The sequence below is a fragment of the Natronococcus sp. A-GB7 genome, assembly GCF_029688865.1.
GTDB lineage: Archaea > Halobacteriota > Halobacteria > Halobacteriales > Natrialbaceae > Natronococcus.
The window spans coordinates 1-12559 of the sequence record NZ_JARUKV010000050.1; the positions used below are offsets into that span (position 1 = coordinate 1).

Annotated in this window: 8 protein-coding genes and 4 pseudogenes; 4 read left to right on the top strand and 8 right to left on the bottom strand. The window is 54.2% G+C overall.

All coding sequences use genetic code 11. The features are described from left to right. Window positions 1–232 (top strand): annotated as a pseudogene (locus QA609_RS23830) (choloylglycine hydrolase); the annotation flags it as partial. A 128-nt stretch (window positions 233–360) separates the two neighbouring features. On the opposite strand, the gene QA609_RS23835 reads toward QA609_RS23830, so the two are convergent. The 3 genes from QA609_RS23835 to ggt are packed head-to-tail and all read right to left on the bottom strand — an operon-like array spanning window position 361 to window position 3947. Further along, a complete protein-coding gene (locus QA609_RS23835) occupies window positions 361–555 on the bottom strand; it encodes a hypothetical protein (protein WP_278305117.1) in 195 nt (64 codons plus the stop codon). Continuing rightward, window positions 552–2243 carry an L-lactate permease gene (locus tag QA609_RS23840; RefSeq protein ID WP_278305118.1) on the bottom strand — a complete coding sequence of 564 codons (1692 nt, stop codon included), beginning with the start codon at window positions 2241–2243 and terminating at the stop codon, window positions 552–554. The genes QA609_RS23835 and QA609_RS23840 overlap by 4 nt, the downstream gene beginning before the upstream one ends. Before the next feature lie 42 nt (window positions 2244–2285). Further along, window positions 2286–3947, bottom strand: a complete 1662-nt coding sequence (gene ggt, locus QA609_RS23845; protein WP_278305119.1) for a gamma-glutamyltransferase — start codon at window positions 3945–3947, stop codon at window positions 2286–2288. Window positions 3948–4226: 279 nt separating this feature from the next. On the opposite strand from ggt, the pseudogene QA609_RS23850 reads away from it, so the two are divergent. Continuing rightward, a pseudogene (locus tag QA609_RS23850) lies at window positions 4227–4343 on the top strand (helix-turn-helix domain-containing protein); the annotation flags it as partial. Window positions 4344–4726: 383 nt separating this feature from the next. Here QA609_RS23850 and QA609_RS23855 read toward each other — a convergent pair. Both QA609_RS23855 and QA609_RS23860 read right to left on the bottom strand, forming a co-directional pair. Continuing rightward, window positions 4727–5170 carry a DUF4870 domain-containing protein gene (locus QA609_RS23855; RefSeq protein WP_278305120.1) on the bottom strand — a complete coding sequence of 148 codons (444 nt, stop codon included), beginning with the start codon at window positions 5168–5170 and terminating at the stop codon, window positions 4727–4729. A 188-nt stretch (window positions 5171–5358) separates the two neighbouring features. Next, window positions 5359–5814: a winged helix-turn-helix transcriptional regulator gene (locus QA609_RS23860; RefSeq protein ID WP_278305121.1), complete on the bottom strand. Its 456-nt coding sequence runs from the start codon at window positions 5812–5814 to the stop codon at window positions 5359–5361. Window positions 5815–6002: 188 nt separating this feature from the next. Between QA609_RS23860 and QA609_RS23865 the strand changes: the two genes are divergently transcribed. Together QA609_RS23865 and QA609_RS23870 are read left to right on the top strand one after the other, a co-directional pair. Beyond that, window positions 6003–7619, top strand: coding sequence for a transposase (locus tag QA609_RS23865; protein ID WP_278305122.1), 1617 nt, complete (start codon window positions 6003–6005; stop codon window positions 7617–7619). 429 nt (window positions 7620–8048) lie between these two features. Further along, complete coding sequence (locus tag QA609_RS23870) at window positions 8049–8672, top strand: transposase (RefSeq protein ID WP_278305123.1); 624 nt, start codon at window positions 8049–8051, stop codon at window positions 8670–8672. 926 nt (window positions 8673–9598) lie between these two features. Here QA609_RS23870 and QA609_RS23875 read toward each other — a convergent pair. The 3 genes and pseudogenes from QA609_RS23875 to QA609_RS23890 form a co-directional block, all read right to left on the bottom strand. Beyond that, window positions 9599–10270, bottom strand: a pseudogene (locus QA609_RS23875) (transposase); the annotation flags it as partial. 676 nt (window positions 10271–10946) lie between these two features. Next, window positions 10947–11676: pseudogene (locus QA609_RS24710) on the bottom strand (transposase); the annotation flags it as partial. 55 nt (window positions 11677–11731) lie between these two features. Then, a partial coding sequence (locus QA609_RS23890) for a helix-turn-helix domain-containing protein (RefSeq protein WP_278305126.1) occupies window positions 11732–12559 on the bottom strand: 828 nt, incomplete at its 5' end.

A 12559-nucleotide genomic window follows, 5' to 3' on the forward strand; every position in this document is an offset into this window, starting at 1 on the left:
ACGCTGGCGGACGGTCGCCGATCACGAGAGCCGACGCTACTACTTCGAGTCGGCACTGTCACCGAACGTCTTCTGGCTAGATCTCGACGGCATCGACTTTGCCCCCGATGCTGGTGTTCGATCGTTGTCGCTCGGCGAGAACCAGGCAAACATTTTCGCTGGGGACGTCGCCGATGACCTCGTCGAAACCGAACCGTTCGAGTTTCTCGGCATCCCCGAACCTGCGAGCTAATCTCCGCTGCGTCTAAACAAGGCTCACGGCGGCGAATCTCGCTGATCATGTAGGTCCGTGAAGGGAGAGCGTTCCCAGGAAACCGGAATGCAATGACGCGCCGCCGTTCGACCGAGAGGGGTGGCCTGCTACTCCTTTTCGTCCTCCCGGACCCAGAACTCCGTGGCAAGTGGAACGAGCGAACCGAGGAGTAACAGCAATAACCCAAATGCCCAGACAATTTCGTTCTCAGCCATCGTACCGTAACTGACGACAGGAAGAACAAGGAGGATCAGGACGAACGCGATCCCGTCGATAGTCATCGGATCGGCAGGAAGGTTCATCCGCCACCTCCCAGGAAGACGAATCCACTCACGAACACAGTGAGCAGGCCGACAAGAAGGATCACGATCACCACCCAGGGCAGGGTGATCCGGAGAACGTCACCTTCCTTCCCCGGGATGCCGACCGTTCCTGTCCCGAGGACGATGTTCGATGGTGAGATGGCGTTCCCGACCGCACCACCCGTCATCTGACTGCCGAGTACCGTCCACTGGGGAAGGTCCAGTTCGCCGGCCGTCTCGTCTTGTAATGGCGAAAACATGATGTTCGACGCGGTGTTGCTGCCGGTAATGAACGCCCCCAGCACGCCGATGGCGTTCGAGGCGAACAGGTACGCCGTGGGTGGGAGGATGGCTGCAATGCCGAGAGCCAAAACGGTAATCTGACCGGTTTCGACCATCACGATGGCCATGATGATCAACAGGATGATCGACAGCGAGGCCGGAACCCCGTTCTCTTTCATCCCGTCGAAGATCGATCCCTCCTCCTCAACGTGGGGAGACGTCTCCATGACATCGCGCCACTCCTCGTAGTAGCCCCGTCGTTTGAACAGGGCGTAACCGAAGACGACGCCCACCAGAATGATCGATCCCGGGTGTGTGAGGATCGCAAACGGTTCGTAGGGATCCTCGGCCTCCTGTTCGAGATACCCGGTTTCGATTGCCGGGAACGAGAACCCGACTTCGAATTGGGCGAGAGCCTCCTCGACTGGCGGGAACGCGACCACGAGTGCGACCACGAGGAGGACGCCGTACGGGAGAAACGCCTCGACGAGGCCCATGATGGGTTCTGGTTCGTCCTCCTTTTCTTCCGTCGTCGGCTCGCCTCCGTCAGTCGCCACGTCTCGAGACATCGACTCCTCCATGGCCGGTCGCTCAAACGGTTCGTGTTGCTGGTCGTACCGATCCCACCGCGAGAGGGGGTACAGCACGACGAGTGCGGCTGAAGCGGCGAGAAAGCCCGAGAGGAAGGGGCTGTAGATCGCCACGGCCATCAACCCGAACCACTGTATCGAACCGACGATGAGTATCATCGGTAGCCCGTGGCGGACGCCGTTCCACCGCCCGTACAGCCAGGCGATGGCGATCCCGCCGGCGATGATCGGGGCAACGTGAATGATCGCCGTCTGGAGAGCAGTCTCGACCGGTGCATCGAACGGCGCGACCGAATCGGCGGCGAACCATCCGACGGCCAGCGTACCGAAGTTGTTGTTCCAGGCGTGCCCAATCAACGGGATCGCGACCGCATAGATCGGGCGAACACCGAGAGCGAGCAACAGTGGCGCGACGATGGCGATGGGGGCACCGAATCCCACAACTCCCTGGAGAAACGAGGCGAACAGCCAGCCGAAGGCAAGCACGAGGAAGAGATCGTTGCTACTGAACTGTTGGATTCTGACCCTGAGTGTGTAGAGGGCACCGGCACGCTCCGTTATGAGGTACATCAGGATCGCCGGCCAGACGACATACAGGACGAACACGGCGTCCCAAATCCCTTTCCCGACCGCAACGGCGTACGCGAAAAGCGGCGCCTGGAAGATCGTGAGAGCGATGGCGGATGCTCCGAACATACCCATAACAGCGGCCGTGTGAGCCGACCACCGGTACCGAACCAGTAGAACGAGTAGGATCAGAATCGGGATGCTGGCGACGAGCCAGTGGAACACGTCGACGGGGAGGGCTTCGCTCACGTCTATCGCACCTCTGTGAGTGTCAGGCGGGACATAGCGGAGTCAGTACCCGAGCGCCGCGCCGTCGCCTCGTGGATCGGCACCGCCCTCGAGCCAGCCTCGCTCGCGGTCGATGCGGATCGCCTGTGCGTGTCCCATGTTGTCGTTCCAATCTGTAAGGACTCTCGTCGGTTGCCCGCGAAGACGCAGCCCACGAACGACTTCGTCGGAAATGCGCCCCTCGAGTGAGAGGTCCCGACTTTCGGTTCCCCACGTACGGCCCATGAGCCACCGTGGAGCCTCGATAGTCTGCTGGACGTCGTATCCGAAATCGACGAGACGCGTCACCATCGCTGCGTGTGTCTGGGGTTGGCCTTCGCCACCCATCGTCCCGTAGAGCAGATACGGTTCGTCGTCCTGGGTCAGCATCGCAGGAATGAGGGTGTGAAACGTCCGTTTCCCGGGATCGAGACAGTTCGGATGGTTCTCGTCCAAGGAGAAGAACGAGCCGCGGTTCTGCATGATGATACCCGTATCGCCTCCGACCACGCCACTCCCGAAGTCGTGATAGATCGACTGGATCACCGAGACGGCGAGACCGTCTTCGTCGACGGCACAGAAATAGACCGTATCGCCGCCCGGATCGATCGCGCGATCGGCGTCCCCGTCGAACGTGATTCCCGGATCGATCGACCCCATTTCGAGGGCGCTGTCGGCCTCGATCAGGTCCCGTCGGTCGTCCGCGTACTCCTTCGAGATCAATTCGTCGACAGGAACGTCGACGAACTCCGGATCGGTCAGCCACTCATCGCGGTCCGCGAAGGCCACCTTGACGGCCTCCGCGAGGTGGTGGTAGTACTCGACCGTTCCGTCACCCCAACTGGCCACGTCGAAGTCCTCGATGAGGTTGAGAATCTGGAGGGCCGCGAACCCCTGCGTGTTCGGCGGGAACTCGTAGGCGGTGTATCCGCGGTACGTGGTTGTAATGGGATCCACCCACTCTGCTTCGAACTCCGCGAAGTCGTCGGCGAGGAGCGGAGAGCCACGATCGTTCAGGTCCTCACAGATTCGATCGGCAATATCACCTTCATAGAACCCTTTCCTCGCTCCCTGTTCAGCGATCGTGTCGAGCGAATCGGCGAGATCGGGCTGTTCGATTCGGTCTCCGACGGCCGGAACGGAGCCGTCAGGGAGAAAGATCTCTCCGGATGAGGGGTACTCCTCGAAGATCGGAACATCTTCTACGATCCAGTCCGCCACCGAACGGCTGACTGGCATTCCCTCCTCTGCGTATTCGATCGCCGGTTCGAAGAGTCGTGACCAGTCAAGAGAGCCGAAGGAATCGTGAGCCTCTCGCCACCCGTCGACCGCGCCCGGGACGGTCAACGCGCCCTCCGGACCACGCTCCGGGATCGTTTCCCGTCCCTGGTGACGATAGAACTCTCGAGTGGCTTCGCGTCCGGCCGGCCCGCTCGCGTTCAACGCGCGGACCTCCGCGTCGTCGGGATCGTGGATCAGCCAGAAGCCATCGCCGCCGAGTCCCGCCATATGGGGATATACGACACAGAGGACGGCGTTCGCCGCGATCGCCGCATCGATCGCACTTCCGCCCTCCTCGAGTGCCGTGATACCAGCCTGACTTGCCAGGTGATGAGACGTCGCGATCATTCCGTTCTCCGCTCGCGTCGGCGGTCGGCCGGTACGTGGCCCGCTGTATTCGGACATTAGCGCTAACGTCAATGCACGAGTTAATAAATAGTGTTCGTCGAATGACGGAAGATCGCGTCTTTCGAGCCGTCATACTGAAACGACTGTGCTTGGAACCTCACAGACTCCAACAATGACGGGTCAATTGCCCAGCAATAGGAAGACTACCACATTCAACACTCCAGAAAATACTACCTTCGAATCTCTACAGGTTGAACAGGGCGAGTATCTCGGGGTTGAATCCGATATGCAGAGAAACACCTCTATTAATTGAAACATTCTAACCAAAAGACAGTGGTGGAGTACAGTCGCCGCTACCCCGCGTACCCGACACAAGAGGTAGCGGCTGAACTAGAACACCACCCCGACATTCATCGCCAAGCGTACAACTACACCCTGTGTGAGTACGAAAACCTGACCTTGTTGAAACCCTCAATCGGAGATAGGTTTCAGCAACCGTGCTGAATACAGAGCGCGAAGGTGTGAATTTGATCAATGTGGAATAGCGACTGCTCAGTTCGGATGAAGTATAAAACAGTCAGCAGGGAATTTGAGATCTATGTCAAATATAACAAAACCTTTGTATTTATATAATTGATAGATATGTGTGTTATCTCAAGAGAATTCACTGCTAATTCCGGGCTTGGTTCATCTTCCTGTACTATCTTTAAACAGGGAGAGAATCCCGCCGTTTACAGTAGTTGCGAATGCCAAAATCTGTGCATTGCTTATTTTCACATCACTTCGGTGAATCGGCTGCTCAGTACAGGTCAAGCAGCCATCACTCAATAGAACGACTATCTGAACCGTTCGATGAGATTAATCGAACCGGGATAAGACCATGCTGACCCGGACGCCGCTTTCTGTGTAGCAATGACAGCAAATCCGAATGTAGCGAAAACCGCGACCACCAGTGCAAGTAGCAAGGGAATTCCAATGAAGGTAAACACTGTATCGAGGGGTGACGGTACCGCCAACAGTTCAGTCGGCTCACCGTTGATTGTTACTTCGTCGGCACCAAGGAAGCCTGTCACGAACGCAGCAACTGCCAGAACAATAACGGAGATATGCCAATTAATCGCGTTTCGGGCGTTCTCTCTCGTAAATTCGTGATCTGAGATGGCATACATGATGGCAGGGCCGACGAAACTGGTGAAAAGCGCCAATACGTGGACGAAAATCCCACCCAAAGAACGATTCTCGGCTTGATCAGAGCCAGACTGTATTGCTGTGGAGGACATTATATTTCAATAGTTAGCTTCGTTCCATATATATTTTCTTTGCTTAGTTTGCATCTGTAGGTAACGACTCGACCGGTTCGTATTCACGGCCCGAATTGAATAAAACCGCACTACCAACTACTGATACGCGTCTGATCCCACGGAAGCCACTTGGCCGGTGGGGTGCTATTTTTGAGTTACGTATTCAGTCATCGTTGCAGGTTAACGAAGCGACCGTACCTGCGGAGGAGTTCTCGAGAGTTGGCGTCTTCCGACGGAGACCTTAACTCAACCTCGTTTTCCCCCACCCATTTCACCAAGTCGGCAACCTGGTCGTGGAACTTCCGTTGTAACCGCTTGATAGTTCGATGTTTCTCGGTGATTCCGGCGTGATCCAGTCGAAGACGAAGCTCTGCGCCCGCCTCGGTGAAGACGTATGCGTGAGTTGTCCCTCTTCCCTCGATTCGTTCTCGTTCAAACAGCCCCTCGGCTTCACCCTCTTGCAACCGGTTCGAGACGGTTGTCCTGCTAATTTCGAGTTCATTGGCCAATTCCGTGTACTGCGAGCCCTCGGGGTGAATTTCGCAGAGTAACCCGATTGCCCCCTTACGCCCGAGGAACTCCGCTACTGACGAGTTCGTGGCCGAGTGTGGTTCTCTTCCCATTCCACTAATAAGTACAGTATGTACTATACTAATACTTGTGGTTAACTGGAGGTGGAGAGGTTTCAGAACCCGACTTTGGCGAAGATCGCAATAGACACTCCATAGATACGATATACAATCCGTAAAAATACGGAAGCCCGGAAGCTACACACCCAAGTATTAGTCCAATATGGACTAATCATCATCACATGTCGTCGTTACAACCTCATGTTTCGGACGCAGTTGATGCCCTCTACGAGCAGGCCATAGAACAGGTTGAGCGGGGACACAACGCTTTCACAGTCGCCTGCACCCTCACCCCGGAAAACCTCCACGAATTCGACGACGCGCGAGCTGGCTGGCACCACCAGTATGGCCTCGGCTCACACTTTCGCGCGATGGTACTGCGCGAACTCTGGGACTACGGATGGCAAGACCTCCACAGGACGCTATCCAAACACGATCGCGCTCGGACGATTGGCTACGACCCGGAAAAGATCCCGGAAGGCAAGGACGCCCCGCACCGAACCACCCTCTCCCGGGCGTGGAACAACTATCTCGGGGACGATGTCAAACAGGTCGTTGAGGATCTGTGCGGGCACATACGCGATTTCGCTCGTGAAACCGGAAACCTACTTGGAAGTCAGACCCTCAGCGTCGAGGACAAGGAGGACGTATCGCCACGAACCGAGTACCGCGTCAAGCGAAGAACAGCTCACGAGGCGGCCGACCAGTTCCGTGAGGTGTTCTACGATAAGATCGACCTTGGACTCCCCGAAGGAGCTGCGTACACCAAAGAGGATCTACTCGATCTCTTTCTCCATATGGCCTTTTCCAACGACTTCGCCAACAACGGCGCGAAGACGTGGCGCGAAGAGGTGGATGACGAGTCCACCGCCCCCAGCGGTGAAACACTCCGCAACTACATCCGGATTTTCGACGAGCTTGATGATGGCAAGGTGTCCGAAATGTTCGACGCCCTCTCGGACATTCTGTGGAAGATGGCCGACCGTCGGGGCTATCTCGACGGCTTCGTCGATGTGGCAATTGACGGGCACAACTGGTTGTACTATGGCGACTCGGAGACGCCGCGCATCTCGTCGGTCAACCCTGATCGCGGCACGAACAAGGCATACCAGTTCCTCACGTTGAGCGTGGTCGGAGACGAAGGCGAGAAGTTCACCCTTGCTGTTCGACAAGTGACCTCGAAGCAGGAGAAGCTCGAAGCAGTGAAAGCGATGGTGAAGATAGCAGACGAGCGGGTATTCATTCGAGACGCGATCTTGGATCGAGGGTTTGCCGAAGTCCTGTTCGCGCAGGCGTTGCTCGAGACCGGGGTTAACTTCGTGATTCGCGCCCGTCGAAACTCGAAGACGAAGTCGATGTGGATGGAGTCAAAAGACGGTGTGAACGTCGAACACGGTGTGACCATGTCTCGGTCACGACCACCATACGAGTCGGTTACAATCACGCGTCTCGTCTTGCCGGCGCGGGAGCGGGTTGATTACGAGTACATCACGTTTATCACGAATCGAGAGCTAACGCGGCGACAAGCACGGCGAATCGGCAAGTCCTACGAGCGTCGATGGGGAATCGAAACAAGCTATCGGGTTACGCAGGATTTCTTACCAAGGACAGCCTCTACAGACTTCGCGTTACGCCAGTTCTACTATCGGCTCTCGGTGCTGCTGTACAATATTTGGGTGCTGGTGAACGCCGTCGTGGAGAAGAGCATCGATCATCCGTCTGACGCCTCGCCACCGGTGACGGCGAAGTACCTCTTAGTGGTGCTTCGGAACAAGCACGGCGATCAAAGCGTCACTTGACGGCTGCGTGGTCGGGTTCGCCTGCGATCGTAGTGACAACTGATTTTTGAAAGCGGATTTTCGCGCCGTTTACGCCGTCGACGCGCTGTGACGTGTCAGGAACCACACTCTAACTTTTAGTTCTGTAATATGTGGTGTTTCATCAATTAGGCAATCACTTCTCCAATTCCTGTCCAATGCACACTTCCCAACTACTGTTTACGGCGGGCGTGAATCGCGTCACTTGACTACGCAACCCACAGACTACACCAGTCTGAATACCAAACAGAACCTATTAGTACCAAGAAAACGTACAAATAATTGTACGAACTGAAATCGATATGGAGCGGGGGAGCGACCTCCATGAACGAGTAAAAGACTACGCCCGCGACAATGGCATCCGACATCCTCGCGCCTACGCTGAACTAATCGAGAAAGGATTAGACGCCAGTGACGACGATAACTAAGACGATTCAAGCGACGTTCGCCCCACCGACAGCCCACAAGCAGTCGAAACTCAACGACCTACTCGAAACCTACCGTGACGGTCTGCAAGAGGCGTTCGACGCCGGGGCAAGCACCATGTCGTCGGTGAGCGATATCGTGACGCCCTACGAGCTTCCGTATCAAGCAAAAGCTGCCCTGTGCAACTACGTCCCGAAACTCCGCAAGACGTACAACGCCAAGGAGTTGGACGACGAACACCCGGTACGACCCACGAACAAGGCGACGGAAGCAGGTATCCCGGTCGAGTACGTGAACCCAGCATACACCTCGAAGACGTGCCACTCGTGCCACCACATCGGTTGGCGGGACTCCCAAGCCGAGTTTCGGTGTCCGAACGATGGCTGCCACGTTTCGTCGTTTCAGGCCGACATCAACGCGTCCGCGAATATCGCACGACGGATTGACCCGTGGGGAGAGAGCGTCCCGCTTGACAAGGCGGAACGCGATGACTCGCCACGGGATGGGCGCGGTTGTGACACCGTCACGACTCACCATGAGAAGAGCGTCCAAGCGCAGATGAAGCTCACGGCCTACGAAGAGTCGAAACCCTCTGCCAGCGACGGCTAACTGGTATTCCCCATGCGTGGGAAGCCTCGCCGTTTACGCCGAGGAGGATGTCACCTATCCTCTATATTCTGCTCTGTAGGATCGCTAGCCGGCGCTGTAATTGGCCCAATATCGTCGGAGAACAGTCCACCACTGAACTAGTAACTTGAATCCACCGTAGTCTCTTGTTTTTGCAGGAATTTGCTCACCCAGCCACTAGCATCTGGGTAAGATTCACCCGTATCACACCGCAATCAATCACTGCCAATTACCCCAAAGTCGCCGCAGTCTAGTGATCCTACAGAGCACTATATTCAGCAGGCGTTTTTGACAGCTATCGTAGAAATTGATCGTTTCTCCGTTACTTGCTTGCTCTGGACGTAACGATCAACTGCTTTACAGTCGACCGCTGCCGCCAAAGATATCGATTTTCCGACGTAACCGCACTGCACAGCACGGCCCCGCAGTCGCCCTGCTGCCAGCTAATGTTTTACACTGAACTACAGATTAGATACCCTCAACACCAACTGCTACCCAAGCAGCGTTTTGGCTCGGTTTCACACTTCTGCATGCGAGGAACCATCCTCGCTACTCGAGCCTACCTTTGGATCTCAGCCAAAAGTGGTTGCGACCACTGAACTCAGAGATGGTAGGGAACATTCCACTCCCCACCCCCTCCCTAACTATCCTGCACCATAGGAAACTTCCTAAGATCTCCATCTGCCAAGGAAAGGGTACCGGCTCTCCAAACTGATGGAAGATGAGACTACAGTAGGTTTAGCAGGCCTATAGAGCTCGAGTTCAGAGAAATCGGTCCAGCGGTGATACTTCAGACTCCCTCTTGACTGCTAATTCCTATTACTCACAGAACAGTTTCGGTAACCTTCCAAGATATTCATCAGTGTTGCCACTCAAAAATAGCTCTCTCGTGCGGATCGAGCGGCTCTTTACCCGATTCCGGTCTCCTTCTTCAACAGCGTAAGCGTGTTTTCCGCCGTTACGAGTGGTGTCTGTTCGTACTCGCCAGTCAGCTCGATCTGTACGAGCAAATCAACAGCTCGCCAGATCGAGTACAGCAGACACGCGAACGCGAAGTAAAAGAACCGCAGGACAAAATTCTTCGATGTCGTCGCTGCCATGAATCGCTTGACACTCTTGTAGCCGCTCTCGATCTCCCTCCGAGAATCATAGAAGTGAACCGCTCCCGGACGGCGGTTCGTCATGAAGACGCTGTACTGCGTGTAATCGTCACTCTCAGCGTTTGCTGGTCGTCTGTAGATTAGGGTGGTCTCATGCCACTCGTTCTTCCCCAAGTGGAGTTTTCGGTCAGTAACGTAGCGGTCTCGATCCCACCGGAGTAGACGCTTTGCTTGAGCTCGTTCACTCGTGTACATCCGCTTTGGAACAACATATCCGAGGCCGCGCTGATCGATTTCTTCGAGGATATGCTGACTGTCGAACGCCCGATCCATTAACATACGATCAACGTGAACGAGGTCCTGCGCGGAGTCTAGCAGGTCCTCAACGATCTCACGACGACCCTCACCTTTTCGGACCGGCCGAGCATCCAAGACCAATGGAACAGCTTTCCCAACCAATTGTATCGACGCCCATTGGTAGCAGTAGATAGTAGTACGGTTTCTTTATTCAGTTATTGGGGTGAAACTCACGTCATTTATAATCACACGCCTTTACTATGAAACAACCCACCGAGTACATTTCTAGATTCAGAGGGTTCAGTAGTAGTAGATGGTAGCGAGACTTATTTACATAATCCCTTTCTTGAATCTGAACCGAAGCAGTTCGGTAACTACGTGTACGAACTGAACACCCGAAAACTTATCTTCAGATAATACATTAGAGATTTTGTCAATGGTCTCAAGAGAAAGCCGAGTGATTTTGGTTGCGATTTTCATTCTCGTTCCACTCGCACTTTTCGTGGTAAATCGACTTGAGCAGGGGATAGGGGTCGATCTGCCTCAGTGGGCAGGTTTTGCGGCTCTCCTTATTGCCGGGGTGCTTCTTCCTCAGTTGTATCTTTGGTACACGTCTAACGATGCGAATCCTGTTGAGTGATACCTAAAACTACTGTACTGAGCGATGTGTGCTTGGCCTGTACTTACCGCGAGTTTCACGCCCCACGCTGAATAAAGAAACCGTATTCCCAACTACTGGAAATCATCATATTCAAGATACTTATTGGGAGTTTCGATTCTGAATCAATCGCTCAATAAGAAAATAGACGACACATCTATTCCACTCTATTTCTGAATAAAGAAACCGTACTACTATCTACTGGTAGGCGTACTCGCCATCTTTCGTACCGGGTATCTCGTCCTTGTGGCCTGTTCGATCGCCAGTGAACGGCTTTGCCTCGGTCGTATCGATCGCAACGAGTCCAGCCCGATGAAAAACTTCCGTCTCCGACACTCGATCGATAAGCTGCTGCAACGCCTCGTGATACATCTCGCGAATCGACTCAATCGAGAGATCACGGATGTGCGCTCGATGAGCGTGCCCCAACGGTGTCCGATCCCGCTGGGAGTCATAGAGGAAACTACGTGCTCCTTCGTTCGCTGCCAGATTCTCTCGGAGCCCGAGGTATGTCTGGAGATCCCAGAACGCGTTCGAATGGATCTCACAGCTGTCTCCACGGTTGAGCGAGAACGCAGGATAGGCGATATGACTCATCTGTTCAGTAATCTCGTCTGCATGAGTGAGTACTTCGTAATCGGTGAGACTGGTCTTTTCATGGCTCTCGGAATCATGAAGCGGGTTTCTGGGAACGTCGCTGCTTCTCTGTTAGCGTTGGTGAGGAGAAGTCGTGCGCTCTTCTGGATCGTCTCCTGGAGATCAGATGAGAACCGGCAGTGCCATGTCCGCCAGAGAGTTGACTGATCAGGAAGTGTCTTGAAGCCAAGCTGCTGTCGAATCGCTGGCCGGTTTTTGAGGTGCTTGAGGAGTGCTGTTTCGTGGTCCCAGCCGTAGGAGTGAGGACCTGCAGCAAAAAGGTACGTCTGCAGATTGATGAAACAGCTCTTAGTCACACAGAATATAGCGGTGGAATGCCCGAAAATCGGTCATAAGACTGGTTTTGCATTGTACCACAGCTGCTGAAACTGATGATTTAATTCATTAACTAACTCAGAGTTGCTTATCCCAACAAAGCCAAATCGCTCACTCTCAATACGGGGGTGAGGAATTTCAAGCCCTGCTTTCGAGTTGTCAATAATTTCAAACGAGAGTGTCGTTTCGTTTATGCCTCGGATTTGTACGTCAGCGTTTGTCATTGCAACCAAGTCTGGGAGAACTCCTGAAAGCGCCTCAAGCACGTCAACGTTGAAGATGAAGTCAATACTAATTTCACCAGAAGAGCCCTCAAATATCTGGGTAACCTCATCGAGAAATATATCTGTTTGAGCGTTTTTGTATGGAAGACCATACACTATACTGAGGTCTTCATCAATAGTTTGAACTCGGTCGCGGGTCGCTCTAATCATACTGCTACTCCCGATAGATCCTCTCCAAATACTCCCATCAAGTGGTGCTTGAGAAAAGAGGTCTGAACGGAGTCGATCAGCGATGTTTTCGAGACGATACCATTCTTGTTCTAACTCGTAGAACCGTTCCGAGAGAAGTCTATCAATTGCTGTCTTCGGATCGATAGCAGCGTATCGCTTTGGTTCATGTGATCGTGTCTGTACAAGTTGGCGATCACTCAGTCCATTCAGGATATCGTAGATACGTCCTCGTGGGACGTTACTATCACTAGAAATCTCTGTTGCTGTTGCTGGTCCGCAAACGAGTAACGTTCGGTAAACGTCTTCCTCATAACTTGAGAGCCCCAACTCACGCAAGTCAGTCATACAATCACAACTCTGTTTCTCTGCAGATAGGTACTCTGATTC

What these genes read in the sequence shown, in the direction of transcription:
- QA609_RS23865 (WP_278305122.1), top strand. Translation starts at nt 6,003, where the DNA reads ATGTCGTCGTTACAACCTCATGTTTCGGACGCAGTTGATGCCCTCTAC.
- ggt (WP_278305119.1), bottom strand. Translation starts at nt 3,947, where the DNA reads ATGTCCGAATACAGCGGGCCACGTACCGGCCGACCGCCGACGCGAGCG.
- QA609_RS23835 (WP_278305117.1), bottom strand. Translation starts at nt 555, where the DNA reads ATGAACCTTCCTGCCGATCCGATGACTATCGACGGGATCGCGTTCGTC.
- QA609_RS23855 (WP_278305120.1), bottom strand. Translation starts at nt 5,170, where the DNA reads ATGTCCTCCACAGCAATACAGTCTGGCTCTGATCAAGCCGAGAATCGT.
- QA609_RS23860 (WP_278305121.1), bottom strand. Translation starts at nt 5,814, where the DNA reads ATGGGAAGAGAACCACACTCGGCCACGAACTCGTCAGTAGCGGAGTTC.